This window comes from Filimonas zeae (assembly GCF_014641615.1).
GTDB lineage: Bacteria > Bacteroidota > Bacteroidia > Chitinophagales > Chitinophagaceae > Filimonas > Filimonas zeae.
In genome coordinates this window covers 855,500-878,535 of the sequence record NZ_BMIB01000003.1, presented here as the reverse complement: position 1 = coordinate 878,535, position 23,036 = coordinate 855,500, and the positions used below count along the sequence as shown (strand labels likewise).

Annotated in this window: 18 protein-coding genes; 9 read left to right on the top strand and 9 right to left on the bottom strand. The window is 41.6% G+C overall.

The window, feature by feature from the left end:
• The first annotated feature begins 35 nt into the window (after positions 1-35).
• The 3 genes from IEY13_RS16775 to IEY13_RS16765 all read left to right on the top strand — a co-directional run bounded on the left by IEY13_RS16775 (position 36) and on the right by IEY13_RS16765 (position 4,353).
• Positions 36-443 (top strand): hypothetical protein, encoded by a 408-nt coding sequence (locus tag IEY13_RS16775; RefSeq protein ID WP_188954187.1) that lies wholly within the window; start codon positions 36-38, stop codon positions 441-443.
• A gap of 136 nt (positions 444-579) precedes the next feature.
• A complete protein-coding gene (locus IEY13_RS16770) occupies positions 580-3,693 on the top strand; it encodes a sensor histidine kinase (RefSeq protein WP_188954185.1) in 3,114 nt (1,037 codons plus the stop codon).
• An 18-nt stretch (positions 3,694-3,711) separates the two neighbouring features.
• The gene (locus IEY13_RS16765; RefSeq protein ID WP_188954183.1) at positions 3,712-4,353 is read left to right on the top strand and encodes a response regulator; all 642 of its coding nucleotides are present in this window, start codon (positions 3,712-3,714) and stop codon (positions 4,351-4,353) included.
• Positions 4,354-4,420: 67 nt separating this feature from the next.
• On the opposite strand, the gene IEY13_RS16760 is transcribed toward IEY13_RS16765, so the two are convergent.
• Entirely contained in the window at positions 4,421-4,882 is a 462-nt protein-coding gene (locus tag IEY13_RS16760) for a cupin domain-containing protein (protein WP_188954181.1), read from the bottom strand.
• 58 nt (positions 4,883-4,940) lie between these two features.
• A complete protein-coding gene (locus IEY13_RS16755) occupies positions 4,941-5,171 on the bottom strand; it encodes a hypothetical protein (protein ID WP_188954179.1) in 231 nt (76 codons plus the stop codon).
• 201 nt (positions 5,172-5,372) lie between these two features.
• Here IEY13_RS16755 and IEY13_RS16750 point away from each other — a divergent pair, with 201 nt between their 5' ends.
• Both IEY13_RS16750 and IEY13_RS16745 read left to right on the top strand, forming a co-directional pair.
• Positions 5,373-6,242, top strand: a complete 870-nt coding sequence (locus IEY13_RS16750) for a glycoside hydrolase family 16 protein (RefSeq protein ID WP_188954177.1) — start codon at positions 5,373-5,375, stop codon at positions 6,240-6,242.
• Between the two features lie 176 nt (positions 6,243-6,418).
• The gene (locus IEY13_RS16745) at positions 6,419-7,078 is read left to right on the top strand and encodes an isochorismatase family protein (protein WP_188954175.1); all 660 of its coding nucleotides are present in this window, start codon (positions 6,419-6,421) and stop codon (positions 7,076-7,078) included.
• Between the two features lie 61 nt (positions 7,079-7,139).
• Here the strand turns inward: IEY13_RS16745 and IEY13_RS16740 are convergent, their stop codons facing one another.
• Entirely contained in the window at positions 7,140-7,739 is a 600-nt protein-coding gene (locus tag IEY13_RS16740; RefSeq protein WP_188954173.1) for a diheme cytochrome c-553, read from the bottom strand.
• Positions 7,740-7,928: 189 nt separating this feature from the next.
• Between IEY13_RS16740 and IEY13_RS16735 the strand changes: the two genes are divergently transcribed.
• Together IEY13_RS16735 and IEY13_RS16730 are read left to right on the top strand one after the other, a co-directional pair.
• Positions 7,929-8,696, top strand: a complete 768-nt coding sequence (locus IEY13_RS16735) for a DUF5602 domain-containing protein (protein WP_188954171.1) — start codon at positions 7,929-7,931, stop codon at positions 8,694-8,696.
• A 10-nt stretch (positions 8,697-8,706) separates the two neighbouring features.
• Entirely contained in the window at positions 8,707-9,237 is a 531-nt protein-coding gene (locus IEY13_RS16730; RefSeq protein ID WP_188954169.1) for an isoprenylcysteine carboxylmethyltransferase family protein, read from the top strand.
• Between the two features lie 79 nt (positions 9,238-9,316).
• Here the strand turns inward: IEY13_RS16730 and IEY13_RS16725 are convergent, their stop codons facing one another.
• The 3 genes from IEY13_RS16725 to IEY13_RS16715 form a co-directional block, all read right to left on the bottom strand.
• The gene (locus tag IEY13_RS16725; protein WP_188954167.1) at positions 9,317-9,937 is read right to left on the bottom strand and encodes a hypothetical protein; all 621 of its coding nucleotides are present in this window, start codon (positions 9,935-9,937) and stop codon (positions 9,317-9,319) included.
• An 896-nt stretch (positions 9,938-10,833) separates the two neighbouring features.
• On the bottom strand, positions 10,834-11,094 hold the full coding sequence (locus tag IEY13_RS16720) for a hypothetical protein (RefSeq protein ID WP_188954165.1): 261 nt from the start codon (positions 11,092-11,094) through the stop codon (positions 10,834-10,836).
• A gap of 476 nt (positions 11,095-11,570) precedes the next feature.
• On the bottom strand, positions 11,571-11,783 hold the full coding sequence (locus tag IEY13_RS16715; protein ID WP_188954154.1) for a SymE family type I addiction module toxin: 213 nt from the start codon (positions 11,781-11,783) through the stop codon (positions 11,571-11,573).
• A gap of 686 nt (positions 11,784-12,469) precedes the next feature.
• Here IEY13_RS16715 and IEY13_RS16710 point away from each other — a divergent pair.
• Both IEY13_RS16710 and IEY13_RS16705 read left to right on the top strand, forming a co-directional pair.
• A complete protein-coding gene (locus IEY13_RS16710; protein ID WP_188954152.1) occupies positions 12,470-13,381 on the top strand; it encodes a DUF4747 family protein in 912 nt (303 codons plus the stop codon).
• Positions 13,374-14,012, top strand: a complete 639-nt coding sequence (locus IEY13_RS16705) for a hypothetical protein (protein WP_188954150.1) — start codon at positions 13,374-13,376, stop codon at positions 14,010-14,012. The genes IEY13_RS16710 and IEY13_RS16705 overlap by 8 nt, the downstream gene beginning before the upstream one ends.
• 167 nt (positions 14,013-14,179) lie before the next feature.
• Here the strand turns inward: IEY13_RS16705 and drmB are convergent, their stop codons facing one another.
• From drmB to IEY13_RS16690, 3 genes are read right to left on the bottom strand one after another with little or no spacing between them, the layout of a single operon-like run.
• The gene (drmB, locus tag IEY13_RS16700; protein ID WP_188954147.1) at positions 14,180-16,387 is read right to left on the bottom strand and encodes an MrfA Zn-binding domain-containing protein; all 2,208 of its coding nucleotides are present in this window, start codon (positions 16,385-16,387) and stop codon (positions 14,180-14,182) included.
• A gap of 7 nt (positions 16,388-16,394) precedes the next feature.
• The gene (locus IEY13_RS16695; RefSeq protein WP_188954145.1) at positions 16,395-20,591 is read right to left on the bottom strand and encodes a helicase-related protein; all 4,197 of its coding nucleotides are present in this window, start codon (positions 20,589-20,591) and stop codon (positions 16,395-16,397) included.
• Entirely contained in the window at positions 20,588-23,023 is a 2,436-nt protein-coding gene (locus tag IEY13_RS16690; RefSeq protein WP_188954143.1) for a hypothetical protein, read from the bottom strand. Before IEY13_RS16690 ends, IEY13_RS16695 begins: the two co-directional genes overlap by 4 nt.
• Positions 23,024-23,036 lie beyond the last annotated feature (13 nt).

Here is a 23,036-nt window from a genome sequence, read left to right as displayed (position 1 = left end):
AGCCATCTAGTTTTGTACTATAAATAATTACAGATATGAATAGAAAGTTAATCAGCATGGCCATTGTTATTTTCTGCCTGCTGGCATCACAACGTACTAATGCACAATTTCTGGCAGACACCGCTTTAAAGGCTTCCGAAGGCCCATCCTGTAAAAGCCTGGCAGTGATTGCAAAGTTGCATCCTGTTATGGTTGCTGCTAACAATGATACCGGGGTATTTACCGGGCATAATGCGGGCAACAGCGTGTACTTTAATATGGAGGAGGTGAAAAGCGTTTGCCCGTATTTAATAAAAACAGAGGTGAAAAATATGCGGTGGGGAAAGAACAATTACAAAACCGTTACGGTAGAAAGTATTGATATGCAGCGGCTGGCCCTATTGCTGTTCAGCGCAATACAGGAGCTTCAGCAGATTGTAAAACCGGGTTATTCCGCCTTGTAGTTGCCCGCTGTCCGGGCATCCATGCCAGAAAAAGTATACGGCATATACCCGAATTTGGGGATATGGTTTGTGGTTTACCGGTGGGGCCATCCGTGAAATTATAGGTAAATTTGCACATACCTTGTAAATCACAACCATGTACAAAAGGGGCTTCCTTATTGCGTTGATATCGCTGTTTTCAACCCTGCCGCCGGTGATGGCCTCCGCCGGAGCACCTGATATTTTTTTCAAAAAAATAGGGGTGGAGCAGGGGCTTTCGCACCGCAAGGTCAACTGCATACTGCAGGATAGCCGGGGTTTTCTCTGGTTTGGAACAGACGATGGGCTTAGCCGGTACGATGGCCGGTATTTTGTTCAGTTTCGCCACCAGCACCATAGCAAGGGTAGTATTTCAGGCAATATTATCAGTGATATTTATGAGGATAAAGCGGGATTGATCTGGATTGCCACCAGGGATGGGGGAATGACGCGGTATGATTACCGGCAGTCGGCAGCAAAACAATTCAAACAGTATCGGTACAACCTGCATGATGCCAAAGGCATACCGGAAAATACCATTCATACAATAGTGGAGGATCGTTTTGGCTTCCTGTGGCTTGGCACCAGCAGTCACTTTGTAATCCGGTTTAATAAAAGTACGGAGCGCTTTGATGCACCGGTACAAAAAGGGCCACGTTGTGTATATGCACTGGCTATTACGCATGAGGATACTCTGCTGGTGGGCCGTGCGGGTGGTGGGTTGCTGAAGGTACATACACGCACACTTGCCGCAGTGGAAAATCCGCGGTATGATGATTTGTATGCCAAACTGCCGCATGTAACCATTACCCGTATTTTTCAGGATACGCGTAAAAACTTCTGGCTGGGCTCATGGGATAAAGCGGTGTACCTGCTCAACCCCCAAACCCATGCAGAAACGGTTATTGAAAAACAATTCCGCAACGCAGGAATACCACCGGATGATTATGTGTCTTTTGAAGAAGATGGAAATGGCCGCATCTGGATGGCTGGTAAAAATACCGGGCTGGTGCTGTATAATCCCGTTACAGGGGCTATTGTACGCTTTCAGCACGATTACCTGAAAGAAGGAAGCCTGGCAGACGATCATGTGAACGATGTATACCGCGATAGAGATGGCATACTATGGGTGGCCACTAACAACGGTATCAGTATGTATAATCCGCTTTTTATGCCTTTTGTACAGCATTATTTACCCAAAGCGGAGGCGGATATTATTACGTATGACTTTTTCAGGCTGGAGAACGGACAGTTGCTCATAGGCACCAGTAATGGCATTTATTGTAAGGATGAACAAAAAGGTACGTTGGAGCATATACCGCTCCATTACAAAGGCCAGCGGCTTGCTGTTACCAGATTTTACAGAGATGTGGATGGTAGCTTTTATATAGGAACCGATTACACGCTTTTCCGGTTCGATACAGATAAGCGAACGTTATGGCCGTTACCCAATACAGATGCTGATCCGGTTATGAAAAAACTGATCAGCTCCCGGGTAGTATCTGTTGTACGCGATACGCTGAATGGGCATCCGGTGCTATGGGTATCGCCCTACGGGCATTTTCTTACCTATTACGATCTGCAGGAGCAGCGATGGGTATCCAGATCAGATACTTCTAAGGCCATCCTGAAAAAGTATAATATTAAAGACAACCTTATCCGCAAAATGGTCCGGGATAGGGAAGGCAACCTGTTACTGGCTACTTTTAAAACGGGTTTGGGTCTGTTTGGCAACAACCAGCCTGCCATAAAATATTTTATTAATGATACAGAGGATAAATACTCACTAACCAGCAACGATGTGTTTGACATACAGGAGGATGATAGCGGTAACTTCTGGGTAAGTACCTTTGGGGGAGGGGTAAATTTTTACAACAACCACAAACATCAGTTTTTACATCTTTCCGAATCCAGCAACCTGACCGAAGGCATGCAGCTGGATAAGTACAATAACCTATGGATGCTTTGTAACGGACATATTCACAAGTACGATCCCAAAGCGCGGGTGTACAGTTGTTATGATGTTCCCCGGCTGCAATCAACCGGTGGTGTATCCGGTTATATTTTCAGGGATAACAAAGGGGCTTTTTACGCAGCAGGTGTAAACTACTATGTAACCTTCACTCCTGAGGCGGTGGCGAAAATACAGCCCGATCCTGTCATCTATTTTACTGACTTCCGTGTACACAACAATTCCGTCAGCGAACATATTTATCAGGAAAAGATTAAACTGCGGTATTCGGAAAATCAGATTGCTATTGAGTATGCAGCGCCTGAGTACAGCGGTGATAACCTGCAGTACGCCTATATGCTGGAAGGGTTTGATAAAGACTGGGTAGTGGCTGGCAAGCGCAATACGGCGGAATATGCCAACCTGAAAGGGGGTACTTACCGGTTTAAGGTAAGGGCTACCAACTGGAAAGGGTCGTTTACTGAAAAACAAAGTGAACTGGCTATTATTATCACGCCGCCTTTCTGGCAGCAGCTCTGGTTTATGATGCTGGTGGCCCTTTTTATTGGCGGGGTTATTTATCTGGTGTATCGGTATCGCATTAACGTGCTGCTGAAGCAGCAAAGCATCCGTAACGGTATTGCACAGGACCTGCACGATCAGGTAGGCTCTACTTTAAGCAGTATTACATTGTATAGCGAGGTAGCCAGAAAACACCAGCAACATGGCGATCAGCAACAGTTGAACCAGATACTGGACATCATCAGCCATACAGCAAACGAAACAGTACTGGAAATGGGCGATATTGTATGGGCCATTAATCCGCGGAACGATCATCTGGAAAGCGTATTCAACCGCATCAGGCAGTATGCCGAACCGCTTTGTGCCGTTCAGAACATTGATTGTAAACTCAGGTACGACCAAAGCATAGCCGCATTAACGGTAGATATGCGGGTGCGGAAAAACCTGTACCTGTTAATTAAGGAAGGCGTTAACAATGCCATCAAACATGCGCAATGCCGCCATCTGAAGGTTTCCGTGCTTAAAAAAGGCGATTTGCTGGAATTGGTGATTGCAGATGATGGCATTGGCTTTAACTTTCAGCAAACGCTTTCCGCCAAAAACCTTAGTATGAGCGGCAACGGCATCAGAAATATCTGCAGCCGGGCAGAAGAACTGAAAGCAACAATAGCAGTGGATAGTCAATCCGGAAAGGGCACCAGTATACGCATTTGTTTGCCTATGAGCCGCTGCCGTTCGTTGAAACATCCCTTACAATAATGTCAAAATAAATGTATCATGAGTATTAAAGTAGTCATCTTCGATGATAACAAAAATATCCGCAACAGCATCATCATGCTGCTGAATACCGATCCTGAATTTGAACTGGTAGGTACATTTACCGATGCAGAAAACTGCGTGGAAGATGTACTGGCCTGTAATCCGGATGTGGTGCTGATGGATATAGAAATGCCCGGTGTAAATGGAATTGAAGCCGTAAGAAAGCTGCGGAAAGAAGTGCCGCATATTTCTGTGATTATCCAAACCGTTTTTGAAGATGAAGACCGCATCTTCGATTCCCTCAAGGCCGGCGCTTCCGGCTACATACTAAAAAGCTGTTTGAAAGATTTGGGTAACGCCATCCGCGAAACGGTTGCCGGTGGATCGCCTATGACGCCCTGGGTGGCGCGCAAGGTGCTGAATATGATTTATACCTCTAAAGAAACCAAACGCGAACCCGCTCCGCAATACAACCTTACCGTAAAGGAAAAAGAAGTGTTAACCCATATTGTAAATGGCCTCAGCTATAAAATGATTGCGGCCGAAATGACCATCAGCTACGAAACGGTAAGAAGCCATGTTAAAAAGATTTATGAAAAGCTGCATGTAGCCTCCCTTACCGAGGTGGTAGCCAAAGCCATCAATCAGCAGATTGTTTAATACAAATAGCCGCCACCACCGCTGCATGTTTACAGCGGTGGCAGCAGCACCATAACCAGCCATATGCTTATGCTAATGTAAAGGCCGCACCTGGCCTTTTTATGGTTTCATCTCCTATAGCGGAGGAAAGTGTATTAAATAACGCCATATCTGTTGTTGCAGCTGGCATGCCTTCTTCCACCATACCGGGTATTCCCACCGCCTTTACTACCTCCGCAAAGCCCGCAGGCGCAAAAATGGTAATTATTTTTGCAGGTTTATCGCCCAATGCCTGCAGGGCATGGGGCATACCTTTGGGAATGGTATATCCTTCGCCCGCCTTAAGATGTAGGGTGCCCTGTTCGGTTACAATGTTCAGTTCGCCCTCCACAACAAACTCGGTTTCTGCATACTGGTGGTGAATATGCGGTGGTGTTCTAATGCCAGGCGGCACATGCCCGGCAATAAAATCATAGGCACCATCAGTGTCGGTGCCGGTGGCAATCAGTTTGCGATGAATGCCTAACAGCCAGAAATTACTATTCATCATTTTTTAAAGCCAAAAGTCGTACTTGCTTCTGCTTATCGCTATCCCCAAAAGCGGGCAGTTACTGTACTATTATAACATGCGGCATAAATAAAATCTCTGCCGTATCGCCATGGGTGGCATATTCGGTGTCCTGTATTTTAACAGCTATTTTATGCTCGCATCCTGCTGCTGTAAAATCCTGTAGGGCCTCATTTATCTTCCTGCATAGCTTGCCTATATTCAGCGCTTCCTGGTTAGCTGCTGCGTCTGTTTTGGGTTCCATGTTTATGGTCAATGTTACTTTTCTCATGTTTACGCTTTTTGCAAAGAACGCTTAAACATACCTTGGGTAAAATAACTGAAAGCGGTGAACCATCTCCCCGAAAGCGAAACACTTTTTTGGTGAGTGGCTTACTAAATAAGGTGATTGTACAGCCAATGTTTATGTGCTTCTTTTGTGCCGTCAAAACATCCTGCAGGTGTAAGGCATTCACCAAAAAAGTAAAAGTATATGATTAAGTATTATGGATTAAAAAACATAGCCTTCATGGCTTTCATACCTGCTGTATTATATTCCTGCCGTAAAGATGCGGGTGTTAACAGCAACACGCCTGAAACCGTTTCTGCGCTTTCTGCACAGCAGCAGTCTGCTTCTGCCGCCTCCCGGGCAGGTTATCAGCTGGTGTGGGCCGATGAGTTTGATGGCGGGCTGGATAGTACCAAGTGGACTGTCAGCACCGGCAACCTCAACATCCGTCATGAATTACAGGCTTATGCCAGGGCCAATGTGAACGTGAGAAACGGTTTTTTGAGTTTGCTGGCAGAAAAAAAGACCACCGATGGGCAGGCATTCACTTCCGGTAAAATTACCACTGCCGATAAGTTTACCACCCGTTACGGCCGCATTGAGGCCAGAATTAAACTGCCAGCAGTGCCGGGGCTGGCTGCCGAATTCAGTCTGCTGGGCTTGTCGCCTGCAGGCTGGGCTCCTGAAAGCGGGGAGATAGATGTTATGCAGCATATCAATCGTGATAACCGTGTACTCGGCGGTATACAGTGGGAGAATAGCGGTCATGCTATTTACCGCGGCAACTCACCCGATGGCTATTACTTCGATTATCATGTGTATGCGGTGGAATGGGATCCGCAGGAGATAAGATGGTATGTAGATGGCAAGCAATACTTCAAAGCCAATATTACCGATGGTGTCAACAGTACCGAAGAATTTCACAAACCGTTTTACATCAATTTAAACCTCGCAGTAGGCGGCGATCTGGCGGGTATGACGGTTGACCGTAACCTGCCCACCAGTATGGTGGTGGATTATGTAAGGGTGTATACCTTGTCACCCTCTGCATCGCGCAATCATATTACTGCCTAACCATTGTCCATACCCCTGTTCGTGTGTTAAAGCGGCCTTCTCTCCGAAGGTCGCTTTTTTTGCGCACGTGTGTAGCTGCTGATGGCTCACCATATTCGGTTAGCGGTGGCTCAGGTTTGGTGATTGTTTGCAGGCTCCATTTCATCAACCTTTGGGTGAAGAAAAATACATACACTATGAGTAAAATTCAATCGCAACCGAACAGCCTGGTTAATCTTGCCAATCCCGCAGATACAGCCTTTCTCTTCATCGACCATCAAGCTGGCTTCTTACAAACCATCACGCACATTTCATTGGCTGAGCTGCGGAAAAACGTAAGTACCCTGGCAAAGCTTGCACATACCATTCAGGCGCCTGCTATCGTTACCGGTATAGACCCTTCCGGCGCCAGTGGCCCTGTTATGCCCGAAATATTGAGGGAAGCCCCCAAAGCCATATTTATTGAAAGAGATTTTGAAATAAATGTATGGGATAACGAAGCTTTTGTAAAAGCGGTAAAGGCAACCGGTAAGCGAACACTGGTGATAAGTGGTATATGGACGAGTGTTTGTGCCACCTTTCCCGCACTATCTGCCCTGGACGATGGGTATACGGTTTATGCGGTGGCCGATGCCTGTGGCGATATTACCTTGCAGGCCCACGAAGCCGCTGTTTTGCGCTGGCAGCAGGCAGGCATTATTCCCGTAAGTGTAAACAGCATTGCGGCCGAAATGCAGCAAACCTGGAACAGAAAGGATGCCGGTACCTTCCGGGATATGTATGCAGGCATAAGCCCGCATTACCAGGCCCTGATAGAATCGCTGGAAGGGGTTACTGCAGATAAAAGCTGCTTCTGATTTTTCAGGCTTGTTAATACGCAACGGGCGGGCCAATGCCCGCCTGTTTGCGTATAGCTATCTACCGTGCCACCGCTGGTATACGTGCAGGCACGGTATTGTTTACCGGTTTGGTTGATTGTAAATAATAAAACATAGCCCGCACATCCGCTTCCTGTATGCCGCCCCAGTTATTCCACGGCATGGCGGGCATCATAGGCTGTGGCATTTCAAGCCCTTTTATTTTTGCATGCTTCAGGCCGTTGCCAAATTGTGCTTCTGTCCAGTTGCCTATACCTGTTGTATCTGAGGTAAGGTTGGCCGCAAAACTTATTCCCCATGGCCCCATTGCAGCCGTAAGATCACTGTTTACCACCACGCCACCCTCCTGAATAAACGCTTTTTGAAATTCAGGTATAGCACGTGTGGAGGGAAAGCCCGATAACATGGTTTGCGTATCTACCACCAGCCCATCAGGCGTCATCGTTTTGGGTGAATGGCAATCTCCACAGCCTAAAATAGTTACCAGGTATCTGCCCCTTGCAATAAGGCTGTCTCTGTTGCCGTAATACTTTGTTGCCTCTATGTTACCAATGGTATGGGTACAGGAAGTAACCGAGTAGCCCATAATGGCTAAGGCCGAAAACACCACGTGTATTTGTTTTGATTTTTTCTGCTTCATACATCCTTTTAACAGCTGCAAAGAAACAGCCAGCCCCAACCTTGTACAATCGCCAAATACAGCCCGCTTATCCCCAAAAGTGGGTAGTAGTTTAGGTTACAGCAGCCTTTTTAGGTGAGGTGTTATACCGTATTCGGGTATAGTGGTATTTACCTGCGTTAAGGAGTTTTGCAACTTAATAAATACGTTATGATTTTTACACGAATTACATCCGCAAAGCAGTTGTTAATGCTGCTAACCCTTCCACTGGCCATCGTCTCCTGCAGTAAGGATAACAATGAGCAGGCGCCAGCGCAGAAAATTACTTACGGGGCATTTGTAAAAGTAGGCAACGGACAGGCACGCAGTTATGTGATCAGTAACCCTGATGGTACACCGGGTAAAATAGGGTTAACCTTTACAGAAGGCGCGCTGGAAGGGCTGCCCTCGCACAACACACCTTTTAAACTACCTATGCCTGCCGGTAACCCAACATTAGTCAATCACATTTCGCTGGATTATTCCATTCATGGCCACGGGCCGGAGGGCATATATGATGTGCCGCACTTTGATATACACTTTTATATGCTTTCTGAAAAGGAAGTAGATGCCATTACCCTGGATGACCCTAAAATAGACATACTGCCACCCGCGCAGCACATCCCTAAAAATTATGTTCCGGGCGCTAACGAACCTAAAATGGGCAAACATTGGGCAGATACCACTGCGCATGAGTGGCACGGGCATGATTTTACTTCCACCTTTATTTATGGCTCGTATAACGGCAGGTTCCATTTTCTGGAACCGATGGTAGCTTTCAGCTATCTTAAAACCAAACCGAACGAAACTTTTGCTATTGAGCAACAGCCTAAGGTGCAACAAACAGGCAGCTACCCGCAAAAGTATACCATTGCCTGGGAGAAAGATGATAAGATATATAACATTTCGCTGAATACACTCACGTTACGTCAGCCCTAAATCCGTACACATGATAACCACTTATCCCGCTTACTTTTTTTATCTGCTGGCTTTGCTGCGGGTACTCTCTCTATTCATTTCCAGGCGTAATGAAGTGAGATTGCGCAGGGTAGGGGCCAGAGAATTTGGCGGTAAAAACTCAATGGGGTTGATCATCACCCATATTGGCTTGTACATCGCCTGTTTGGCAGATGTATGTATTACAGGCAACTTTCTCAAAGGCTGGGCAGGTGGGGCAGGCCTGGTTTTATATGCTTTTTCTATCGGCATTTTATACTATGTCATTCTATCCCTGGGTAAGGTTTGGACTATGAAATTGCTTATCGGGCCTGCATGGTATCATTCCGTACACCGGGGGTTCCTGTTCAGGTGGGTAAGGCATCCCAACTATTACCTGAACCTGCTGCCCGAGTTGCTGGGCATTGTATTGATTTGCCAAACCTGGATAGCTTTCTTTTTATTTCCTGTATACCTGGTAATGTTGGGCAACCGCATTACGCTGGAGGAAGAGGTGATGAAAGCACATTTTGATACTTACTAATCTGAGGCGGGCTTGCCTATGTTTAACAAAAAAAGCAGGAGTAATTACACTCCTGCCTTTTCATTTGTTGTATACCGCCTTAACCGGCAAATACAATGGTTTCAATAGCGCTCATTTCGCCAATGTCCTCTTTGCCGTCAAAATAGCGCGCACAATATTCCCGTACCTCGGGCTGGTTAGCAACCTGCAGTGCACGGGTATCAATAAACGGAGGCTTTTTGTCGTTACCCAGCTTCTCCCATCCGTTGGTGCCTTTAATGCGGCTGTATACGGTTATGCTCTTCATGGTTTGCAGGTTAAAACTCACCTCTACCTGGCCGGGAAAAGCACGCAGGCTAATGGTGGGGCGCAGGTCTTTGGGGTCTATAACCAATGTAGAACCTACAATACCCAATGCGCAGCCCAAAGCCTCTGTGTAATCTTTATGGGTTTTCATGCGTCCGGCCCATTGAACAATTAACGCCAGGTCTGTTTTGCGGCTCTGTTTTTTTGCAGCCACGGCCTCTTCCAGCTCGCGCTTTTTGGTATCTACCAGTTCTACTGCTGTTTTGTAATTGATGGCGGCGGTTTGTATTTCTGTAACGCCTGCTGCATCTACACCCAGCTGAGGGCAAATAATCGGCGCCTTTTCGTTAATCGTTCCACTCCATACACCTGCCTGTGCATCACCTTTAGGAACGTAATAGCTATATATTTTCATAATTGTTTTGTTTTTGTTTGAATGATGAAATGTTAGCGGCTTTGTATTTTCCTTTCCGGGCCTTATCTGTTTTGCTGCGCAGTAACCGGTTAAACAGATAAAGCCTTTTAAGGGCGAACGGCCGTTCATTTTGTTTGCCGCTGCTAACGATGTAAAATTGCAACAGGGCCAAAAGCTTTCCAAAGGGGAAGTTCCCGGGAAGTGGCCTCAAACGCAGTGGTGGCGCGGAAAAATAGTTGTAAAGTTGCTGCCTTTGCACAGCTAAAAACGTGCATCATATATGTATGGTGCTGATTAATAATTATTTGCGTGGGTGTTGTTTTGCAGAGGACTTCCCCTGCACTTCCCCTTTTTTTCTGAAAGGCTTACCAGCAAAGGGCTGTAGAAGGCATAAAATGAAAACGCCTACACGTATAGTTGAATTAAATATGTGTTTTCCGGCTTTTTCTGGCCTTTTTTACCAGTAAATCTACTTCCCCGGCAATCGGGTAAGCTGTCGCACTGAGTGAGACAGTTGTCGCATTCAGTCAGACGCACGTCTCACTCATCGGGATAGCTGTCGCACTCAGTGCGATAGCTATCTCATTCAGCCAGACAGTCGTCGCACTCAGTACTACGTGCGTCTCATTCCGCCAGCCGTACGTCCCGTTCAATGCACCGTACGGCTCAACCGGTGCGATAGACGTATCACCCAATGCGCCATACGTCGCACTCATTCGTACACAAGTACCATTGGGTGCGACGTATGTACGAATGAGCGGGATAGCTGTATCACTCACCGCAACAGTGATCGTATTCATTCACGCATAAGAAAAACCCACAACCACGGGTATGGTGATGGGTTTATACAATCATCTGTGCGGTGAGTGTGTTGTTACAACCAAACGGATAGCAGATTATCTGCTGCGCGGTTTGGTTTTGCCCTTTGCCACCGCTGGGCTGGCATCTTTGGGTTTACGTTTTACCGGCGGCGCACACTTTATAGGATATTTAAATAGTAGTTTAAGGCTGCGGGTAAGGTGTATTTCCAGCTCTTCCCTTGTTTTATACGGTATTTCAGAGCCATGTATCATTTTTTCTATCGTTTTTGCAGAGGGTACAGGCGCATTTTTAGTGGAAATAATATCTGCTAGCGCCAGTGCAATGGGTTTAAGCACATTGGTTTTATAATAGCCCACTTCGGCGGCAGGGCCCCGTAGGGCGATACGTCAATTTTCATAGTTGTATGTTTTAAATGGTTGGATTAATGAATGAAGTGTGGCTGAATAACTGCCGTTTTGCTAACGGCTTTCGGCAGCGGATTAACTGGTTGCATAGTGGTGTGTTGTTAATGTTGATATATAGAATAAGAATAACCTTACTGTTTTATATACTTGGGGGTGCGGTTGATTACACTAATTTAGATACCGATAATGAAACGATTAGTTAAAGCGTGGCGTAGTTATTTACATAGGGGCGTTAAAGGCTGTTCATTTTGTTCAGGGTGGTTTTTTACGTGGCTTTACCTGCGTTTTGAGGCAGCTTTGCTACCGGTAGCCACCCACGTGCGCAACAGTAGGGCGGGGGAGAAATAAAAAACACCTGCTCAACAGGGCTAAGCAGGTGTTACGGGTGTATGGCACCGGGGCAATGGCTAGCCCCTCATTTTTATATCATCTGCCAAAGGGGCTTTCTTTATTACCAGGCGCTCATGCTCTACGACTACCACAATGGTTTCGCCCACCTTAAACCCGGCATTTTGCAGCCAGTTACCGCTGAGGTTAATAAAGGGTACCTGCCGGTGGCTGCAACCATAGTTAACCGGTTTAAACTTGTAAGCAACTTTCAGCTGCCGCTGCGGGCGCATGGTGATTAGTTTAGCCGTCGTAGTGGTGTGGTTTTTAATCCTAGGTAATGTATTTTACCTGGTGCGGCAGTTGTATAATACAAGCACCGTCACTACCCGTATATGCTTTGTTTTACCTATTTTACATAACAGATGCGGTAACTGACTGTAAATTAGTTAGTAGCATACCGGTAACCTACCAAAAATGGTTGTATGCTACCAGGGTTTATTGGTACGTTACCAGGTAAACAGGCACGGAACCAATTGTTAATAATCAATATATTTACCCCAATGAGAACTACCTAAATGCCGGAAACAAAACATCAGGGAAGAGCCATCAAGCGCCTTCGTGAAATTTTGAACGTAAAACAGGATAACATTGAGCTGGCCCTAAACATCAGCTAGCAGAGCGTAAGCGAGCTGGAAACCAAAGAAACGCTGGAGCCGGAGATTTTGGATAAGATAGCGAAGGAACTGGGCGTACCTGTGGAGGTGATTAAGAATTTTAATATGGAACTGGTAAATGCATAGAAGAACCACGATTGCTTGTTTTATTTTATACAATAATCCAAGCATTATTAGATGGCATGTAGCTAAAAGTTTTGAAATAATAATTGTTGTAACCAACTATTATTTACTGGCTGAGTGAATGAAATTTTTAGACAGTTAACTATTGAACATAAATAACAGTATATTTAGTCTAAAAAATGGCTGACGAAGCTCCAAAAAAGAAACCCAAAGAAGTACCATTTATATTTTACGGCGTTAATATTAAGGTTAGATCAGAAAACCCCAATAAAGAAGAGCTATACACCAATTTAATAGAAAAAATATTTCGACTACCTCGCATTGATGTCGCGAAAGATAAGGCGATGGCAATAAAAAACCTAGATCGCGTCGAGTTGCCATTTAACGAACAAAAATATTTGGCTTTTGAAGGCGTGTTAACGAGATACTCTCTTCTTGAGAACAATGAATGGTTTGATGAGGAAAATAAAGAGGTCACGACTTTCAACCAAATACCTCAGGGACTAAACCCAGGAGCAATACTCACCAACTTTATTTTCATCCCAGAAATACATAAGTTCTATTTTGATGCGAAGGCGGGCGGAGTTTCACTAAATAACGTTGTTGCTTTTTTTAAAATTGCGATCTCAAAAGTGATGGATTTTACCGGACACCTTGATGGGCAAAATTATGATGTGAGTATAATCTCAGAAACTGATCAGATTACTAAAATCATAAATGCTCCTCGTGTCAAAAAGCTCACAATATCAGTTTCATATACAAACGACGATATCGGCGGGGATGCAATGGATGAAATCGACAGACAACTAAAGAATTCGAATATCGGCCGTGCTAAATTAAATCTATCACCTGACAACACAGGCTCAATCAACACAGAAACAAATTTTGTCAAGGGCTTCTTGGAGCTGGCATCGGAGAATGGAAATGCAACCGCAACAATAATAAACGAACAGGGCAAGAAAGAAAAAATTGACACAGAACAATATCCTAGAAAAATAACCGTAAAAATAAATGATGGACAAGAAAAAGGATTGATTAAAGTCTTATTTGAGAAAATGATGCAGTACTATAGAAGCGCAACAAATGAGTGACAATAACGACTTTTCCACAGAAGCCCAATCGATAAAAGCCACACACAAAACAAGCTTTTCGGGCTTATGGGCAATATTAAATGAACGAAAAACGTTTTATAGATGGTACTATATAGTTGGGTACTGTCTTGCATCGCTTTTTGCCCTTCTCGTTTTCTGTAAGAATAAGAATTGCTATAGTGATTTGATCAATCTAATAGATACAACCTTGTCTGTATTTCCTTCCTTATGTGGCTTTTCCCTTAGCGGATTTGCTATTGTAATTAATATGGGAAATCAAGATTCATGGAAAGATACCGCTAGGTATGATGGAAAATACAGTTTTTACCAACATGCTATTGCTGTTTTTTCAATATGTGTGCTGTTTCAAGTTTTAGTAGTTATTTCCTCTTTCTGTATTAGACTGCTAGATAAAACTAAGATAAACCAAATAGAGCTACCTGAATGCTTGATTAATCTTATAAATTTCTCAACATTACTTGCAGTATTATTAACGGCAATTACGGCATTAATAATGGTTTTTTTCTTAGTAATTAGCTTATTCTCTGCTGGACAATATATAGACAGCAAATCTGCCATCAAAAGATTTGCTGCGGACATTGAAAGCCGAACAAAAAGCGGTAGCGTGTAACTTTTAACTAATAAAACTAATCATTGTCTAGGTTTAAAGGGGGGGAAGGGTACCTCTACTTTGCATTTTAAACTATCCCGAATTATGACAATAAATGCTTAATTCGAATAGATAACTTAACCCCTTTTCCACTCAAAGTTAAAGCCTATGAGTAGAGAGATGAAGCACTAAACGAGATGTTTAAAATACCCAAATTCAGGATCAACTAGCATTCTTCTATCGAGGGCAAGGTTTCTTTCTTCACACGCAGTTTCCGACACTAATGTGCAGGAAAAGCATGCGGATAAATTAAGGTTAAACAAGCCTTGTCCTTCATCTTCCCAACACAGGGGGTCCGATGAACAATCCATTGCTCTTTTCATAGCCTTTTGGATTAGAACTTTGATACGTTCCGCCTGTGCTTGCCAAATAAGTCCGCCCATGCTCCCTTCTGCCCCCTCAGCTGTATATATTAATGCACCCGACATGTCAGGAGAAATATACAGCCGCTCTTTTAGACTAGCTGTAGGATAGCCGCAAGAAAATTCAAGCTCACGCATTATTAGATGCGTATATGTGTGAATTAGTAGCAAGCGTGCTCCATTTCGCTGGATTTTGTAGCGAATTGAGTTTCCATTGAAACCACCACTGGCAGGCATTAATCTCCTTATACGATCAGACAGTGTGGAAATATGTTCATTTGTCCATTTTTCAATAGCGTATTTGTTAAACTCAAAGAAAATACCTTCACCGAAGTTCTCAACAGCTGGCATAATAAATACATCATCTGGAGCATTTGAAAATATGTTTTTACTTCCAGAGTCGATTACATTTCCAGAAACAACTATACGTTCCTTAGGTTTAACTCTATTGAAATCTAACTGAACGGAAGTGATTTTTAATTCTTCTACTTTTGTTATCTTTTGAAAAAGATTTTCCAATCCGCCATCTAATTCAATATCAGAGAAATTTAACCCTTTCGAATTATAAGAGCTATTATTACAAAATACATCATACTCTTCTTTTTTATATATCTCCTGAAGGTCGTCATTCTCCTGACCTTCAGAAAGGAGAATGCCATCAACAAAAACAGCCTTTAAGTCTCTGATAATGTCCTCCGGATTTGATGCATTAGGATAGTATTCTCCAATAAACTCCCTGTCAATTCGCCTCTCGGCCCAGTCTGATTTTCTTTTATTAGGATCCGGGCTAGCTTCAAATTTTATCTCGCATATTTTTAAAAGACGTTCAATCTCCGGAGTAATTCCCTTTAACAAAGTAACGGGAATATAAATACTACTGAAAGTATTCGCAAAGTATACGTTGTTACCTGTTGCCAGTGCAACTTTCATTCTTGTTCTATGGCCAGCTGTATCGTAGCAATTAGAATCATAAGGGATTGAGTTTTTGTCTTCTTTATCCAGTGAAATCTCCCATGGTTTATGGCCAGGGCAGTTGGGCTCCAGATTATTTATACCTTCTAAGTTGACTTTAGGGTTAGAGGCATCTCCGCTTCCCGTATGACAATTAAGGCATTCAATGAAGATACTGGCATATCCCTCAGATTTATTCTTACTCTCACTCCATTTTAATACTGGATGACTGCAACAATCTTCAATATCTGTAAATAATTTTGTTGTTTTTTCATTACCATGCGACTTCTTTTGTTCATTCTTCCACCTTAGAAATTTAGGCCATGGAATATCTGACAGATGCCCATTTTCACAAATAAGTAATAGATTAACCTGACTGAGTATTTTACAAGCATTGATTTCTTCAGCTATTTTACTTTTATTCGTAACTTTTATCTTATGGGAATAGTGACTGTTGGCGTCACGTGGAGGTGCAAAAAACTTTAAATCGTATTTTCTTTTCTCCCAATCTCTTTTCCATTCATGATAAGGTTTAAATGTTCCTTTATCATTTCGAAACCACTTAGGAAAGTGAGTAGCAGGTATCGCAAAATCCTCCGCTTTCTTTTCATTCCCTTTATCAGCTAGCTTTTTAATTACCGGATTGCTTTTTTTATTTAGACTATTGAAACTTTCATTCAATGTTAGTTGCGGAATGGCAGCCAAACATAGCAAGTTTGGCAGGTTCTTTTCTATCTTAAGAAACTTAATAAACCTTTCATCATCTACCAAATCAATTCCAATATTATTGCTTAAATCCCTTTTTGCCTCTATGTACCAATTTTCAGGAATAATAGCACCACTATTAACCATTTCCTTTATTCTGGCATTTGATGCTTTAATAAATGGCCAATGAGTTATATCAGATATTAATATGTAGTTACCAAATGCCGTTGTAATAACAGCTCCCACACCCGCATTTGTTGAGAGCAATTTATATCGGCTGATAGCCTGATTGTATTGTTGTTGTTGCTGTATTTCCATAAGTTGTTTATTTAGGGTTTATGTGTATAACAGCTTCAGGATCCACGACTCTTAACGATTGGGGTATTCGCCAAAGCTCAGTTTCTACGTTGTCTTGATATTCATCTATGTCAACGTATAATTGCCGCTGTGGTTTGTCTCCTCTGGTCTGTTGCGCTTTATTATTAAACACTAAAGTTTCTTTTGCATCTGAAGCCTTCTTGGCTTCTGTCAGCCACTCGTTTAATGCCTGATCCATGAGTAACTGAATGTTACCTAAGTTTTCTTCTGTTATAATTTGCCTAACGTCATATTCAATATCCGTATCCTCCCGCATTAGACGTTCTCTATTTCTGAAATATTTCAATAGGATTTCCAAAGTAGCTGTTCTTTCTTTTTCAGAAGGAGGAATATTGGCATCTGTTCGCTCAACGAACTGTTTAAAGGTATGCCGTATAATTGTTGCTATATAAAGCGGCAGATAGCGCTGTAATGCCTTCTTTGTGAATGGAGTAATTGAAATTGGCTCAACGTAGCTATACATTTTCTCATGAAATTCTATGAATTTTTCATAATGTGAGATATCTCTTGATCTGAAGGGATGGTGAACGGTGATAACCAATCCATCCTTATCTCTCGCAACACGACTGCTGGCTTGTATATATTCCGCGATATTCCTTGGCATGCAGTTTATTATCATGCTATTGAATCGGGAAATATCTATGCCTACAGATATCATGTTTGTTGCAATTACGAAATCAGGAGGCGTTTGTCCCTTTTCAGGATCGTTATCATTCCCATGAGCTAATCTTCTTTCTGACGACCAGGGTGTACCTATTTTAAGCATTTCTTCCACAACCTCTTCACCCGACAATCTTCCTGTTAACTCCCCCGTATGGAAAGATGAATCATACGTATAGAAACAGTGCATGAGTTTATCAGGTCGCAAAACTTTATTAAAAACACGCCTGGTTTCTTTTATTAGATAGGTAAATACCTGTGATTCAGTTTTACCAACTTCTCTCAGGCTGTTAAAGTAAGTAAGTACCGTATGATAATAGTCCATTACCCTTGTTAGATGTGGAGTATATTTATTTACATCAGTGGGGTAATTATCTCCAAGTTGTTGAATTTCAAAAATAGCCCTATGCGTAAATATTATAGCAGCTAATCGTAACTGCATCCACATTTGAGTACGGCCAGTGGGCAAGATGCCAATATATTTCCTCTTTGATATATAAAGTGGGGAGTGTTTGTTTGCTGTATCTATTTCTCTTTTATAAAATGCAAAAAAAGAATCATCACAATTAACGCCGGGTTTGGGGAATAAATTTACTTTTCTATCGAAAAGGGCCATAATCTGAAGAGCTGTGTTTCTGGTAGTAGCTGTTGATGAAATTATTTTTGCTCTTATAGGAATTCCATTTACGTATCTGGTACATAATTGGTCTATTGCACACTCAAATAATGCTACTGCAGATCCAAGAGGCCCCATCATGAGATGGAGCTCGTCCTGAATAATGAGGTCAGGTGGCAGATAACCTTCTTTTGGCTTACCCTTTTCCCAATTACCTTTTCCAAAAAGACGTCTTGAGTCAGAATTTCTTTTGCCCTCGTTATTTGATACCTTATGTGCAATCTGCGCAAATTTGTCAACTGTTCCAAAAAGCAAGGCGGGAGGGTGTTGGTAAATCTCCTCATCACACATACTAACAGGGATAGGCCCTTGATCCTCCCGCTTTTCAAGCGGAGTTGAAAATGCACACTTGTGAGTAGGATCTGAACATAGCAATAATATTCGACCATAGAAATAAACCTCATCTTTGTTCTCAACAGGTTCGGAGTACATCACCGGATTCAAATCAAGCCCACACCACGGACACTTGTTTAGCTGAATTTTTGATTTTATAGACCTTCCTTCTTCCTGGGCTCTTTTCAATTTCTTGTATTCCTCCCAAAGTGAATCATCACCATCCTTTAGTTTATTTGGCAATGAACCCTTTCCTACGTAAAGCCCGATATAAATAGGTTCTTCACCTAAGCCATAACAGCCCCAACGTCGTATTAACTCCAGGGCCATTATAAGAAGAGTAGCCCTCTGAAATTGTTGGGCTGTCAACAATCTTAGAGTGTAACGCATAATTACGGCCGTACCCCCACCTTCATTTCCATATCTTTTCCTGCGGTATAGTATAGTGAGCGATATTAACCCAAGATAGGCTTCGGTCTTTCCTCCACCGGTGGGAAACCATACCAGATCAACCCATTCATTCCTCATCTTCCAATGAGGATCATTATCAAGCTGAAAAACGCCATCGATGTTTAATAAAATAAACGCTAATTGAAAAGGACGCCATGCAGCTTTTTCATTTGGAGAAAAAAGTTCTTCTTCAGCATGGTCACGATAGAATGATTCAAAAAAACCTTCAAAACCCTCATTTTCCAAATAACCACGCACCCTATTCTTTTTTACACTGTGCCATAACTGCATAAACATGGCAGTGTTCATTAACCGGAATAGCTTCAGATGATCTGGGTTATTAGAAAGATGCCTAATGTTAACTCTAATTCTCGATTCGTCTTTCTTACAATTTTCTCTAATCCTTTCGGATATTTCAGAATGTTCTAAATCCTGTTGCCTCCCAATCCATAAACTATATTCATCAATAAATTTGTTTAGTCCTGAAATGACCTCTTGGTCATTAACATTTGATAAGCCAGACAGCCATTTAAATTGAAAAAATGCAGCATTTTCAAATATGGGAGTAGGTATTGGTGTATCGCTAATTCCTTTATTTGAATCTCTATGTCTTGGGGTAGAATCAATGTCTGGAGTCTCACACTCAGGAATATACTCGGTAGAAACAATCTGGCGATGCTCCTTAATATTCCATTTTACTGAGCATCCATGCCCTATGCCATAATCTTTATATTGCCTATAGATAAACTTATTTAAATCTTCTTCGCTAAAATTCTGATCGTTTTTTAACGATAGGTCACGATAAGGTAGCATGTATTTGCTACTCACGCTGATTTCAACACCGAAGAAGCATCGTTTATTTACTTCTTCGCTTGCCATACTAAAAAAGTTTCTACCCTTTTTTGTATCGGTTTGATCATAATGTTTAGAAGTATTTACTAACTGAACTTTCATGAAAACTCTGTCATCATCTTCATTTTTGCTGTATTGAAGATTGACAGATAAAGACGCCCATTTCCCCTTAGCATAATCTTTCCTGTAGATATTTCTAAGAGAGTCATATTTCGTATGACTATAAATTTGTTTTGCAGTTACTATCTCAGGCAAAAGGGGCTGTACGTTTATACAAAAGGGCTCACTTCGCCATACCCCATAACCAGCAGTATCATAAACTCCAATCAAGTCAAGAATATGCTGTAAAGAGTTTTCTATACGTTCTATCTCCTTTAGCTTTGCTATTAGCTTAACGCCTTCAGGCGATGTCGGCTTTATTCTTCTCCTTAAGTCGTCAAATAGAGTTTCTTTCAGGCTATCCAGTGATTTATGATTCCCCCTTTCTCCTGTTTTTAACCTGTCACAGTGTTGACGCTTCACTTCATAAATCCTTGATTTAACTGTGCCTACATCCGTTGAGTCACCAGAATAACTTATAAAAGAACACTCTGCTTCGGTTTTTTGTATTTTTATATTGGTGCGTATCACATCATCAGGAGGAAGACTTTGCAAAAAAGAATTAAAAACATCCACCTCCTGTTCTAGTCGTACTCCGATGTTCCTCTCCTTATCCTTTAAATCTATTTTTGTATAATATCTTCCCGAAACAACAAGATTTAAATCACTATCAGTAAGCACCTGTTTATTCAGGCAAACAGTCATCCCCATACTGTTAGGGTACATCTGATTAAGACTTTGTTGTTCTGGCGGCATCACTTCGTCATCATCATCATCACTTTCTGACTCAACTTCTTCCCTTGAATTGGATGTAGTAAAACTGTCAGAAAGTTCGTCTTTAGAATTGACGTTTTCTGTATGTAATTCTCCTTTGGTATCATCAACTGGAAATAATATTCCAGTACTATAAATACCTCCAGGAATAATATTTAGCAATTCTGAGGATAATTCTCTTTTTTTATCAAACTCGCAATGTGATTCAGATAGATCAGAGAATCGAATTCCAATGGCTCCCGGACCAATTGTCTGCTCCCTAATAAACAACTCCAGTCCTTTTCTTTTTTCCTCAATCATGGCAGTTCAACGGATTTTATGGTTTTCAGACGGATATTTTCTTTGAGAAGTGCAACTAATGCTTTAAGTTCAATAAATACGTTTTCCTCTGTTATACCATTCTCTTCGAGATCATGTTCGATCAAAAAATGGCCTAATTTAGTATCATCCCAATCAAACTCTTCGTTAAACATTCCTTCATTAAACATTTCTGACAGTAGCTTATTCATCTTCCGGGTGCTATGTCTTTTGCTTGACTTTTCCGTTGCACTTTTTTTAAGCTTCAAACGATAATAATTTGGAGGTAATTCCAAAAAGTTGCAAATCGCCCTAAAATGCCTTCGCTTCCTTGGAATTAGAAGTTCGCTTTGAGGAGCCAGCCAGTTAGTTTTGAAATATTGATAATTTACAAACCTTTCATCGCCAGTCAGCTTAGCAACATTTTCATATAATACCTCATCATTCAAATCCTGCCTCTTTCGAGCTAATAACACCTTCCATAGAACTTGGCTTTGATTTCTTACATCATACATTTTTTTTATCCTTTCAAGTTCAGATTCCTCATCTGGTCTAATAGTAAATAGAGCCGATGAAGTATGCAGTTCCTCTAATGGCTGTACTTTCAGGTCTTTGTCCTCTATGGTCAGCGCATCCGCCCTGATTACACTATAGGAAAGTTCCCCTGGCCGGCATATAATTAAAGGTTTGGATGGATAAAGAGCAACATGACTGTTATCAGCGTAAATTAAGTTTATCGTAATAGAAGGGTCACTGTAATCATGCTCTTGTTCATCAATGTCAGAAAAAGAGAACTCATCATCCTGAGTAGATTGAGGAACTATGTCAAATTCTTCATCCAGATACTTGCTGCGAAATTTATTCTTAGTCCTCCTTTTTAGTTCATACTCATATTCTTTAATACACTGCTCGTATCTTTTACGAAATAACGATGTAATAAAAGCTGCCTGAAAATGAACTCCTGGCTTAAAATCATTTTCTATGATATTAGGAAAGATATTGAAAGGATATTTACCTGTGTCTTTGTAGTTAAACGTCAATATATAATTAGACTTCACATCACCGTCTTTAATAGCTTTCCATGAGTACAACCTAAATCCTACAGCAGGCAAAAAGATTCGGAATTCCTTTTCGAAAGGGTCATTTTTAGTTAAAGATGCCGGAACGATAATTGCTATCGGGCCTTTATTCTGCACATTTTTCAAAATTTCACTTCTCTCAGTATTCCACACTTCAACAATTTTATACAACAGCTCCGAAACCAAAGCCTTCAATTCAAACCGATCTTCGTCTGTAAGATTCGTAACCGCTTCTATAACCTCTGTATTAAAAAAGTTGTTTTCATAGTTGTTGTTAAAAAGGTTTTCTAATATGATATTAGCAGTGCGAATGGTGATGGATACCATGAATATATTAAATACATGAATAGATTTTAAGTGAGGAATCTCTAAAGCATTAGCTAACTTTACGAATCGATCCACTTGAATGCCGCAATCTCCCATCCAAGAAATCTTTTGACTATTTCTTTCAGAGTTCAATAAGTAGTGTAATTCCTTTTCATTAAAAATAAATGAACCTTTTTTAGGAATTTCATTTTTAGGGAAGCTAAAATGGTTTTGGTAGATCTGTGTACATTTGTGAATCAACTGCTTTAAACGAAAAGTCCTCTTTCCAAAAGAAATTACAATAAAATATTCTATAGGAATACCCTGTCTCTTAAATTGTTCAAGTTGATTCCTTGTACAGTTACCGAAAATAGATCGCCCAGCACAATCATAAAGCACTATGGTTTTAATTTTTTTAAAAAAACTGATTGATTGCAGGTTCTTTATCGCTTTGGAAAAACTTTCCGTATTGGATATAATATAAGAAAGCCGGCCTTCTTTAACTTTATCAATGGAGGTTGTATAAAAGGATTCTTCAATGGAATTCGCATCCTGTATTAGTGTATTCAAAAGAACATTAGGTGAAAGGGTTTTATCAATATCTGATAGTTCACCAAGAAATTTTTTCTCCCTTTTAAAATATTCCTTTTGCTCCAACCACATCCTGAGCGCTTTATTGCCTTTAACTGCTGAAGCATTGGGAGGTAGACTTTGGTTAGCAATTCTAACTGTCAGAGCCCTTATTCGGCTTGATATATAGTCATTTTGTTCAGTGTCTTGAGCAAGCGAACGATAAAAAAGCTTAACAGCAAGGTATTCCAGTATTAAATCTTCTAAATTGGGTGATACCAATGGAAGATGAACGTGCAAACATTCAACATCGAAGCCCGTCGTATTTTCTAGCAAAAAATCAATTACTTTATCAAAATATACTAGAATATTTCGAAAAGAACCCTTTTCTGCATCCTGCATATGCAGGAATACGTGCTCGAAACCACTGTTAGGGGCTGCAATTAGTTGCTTAATATTTTTTTCATATACTGGGATCATATGGCTTCATTTT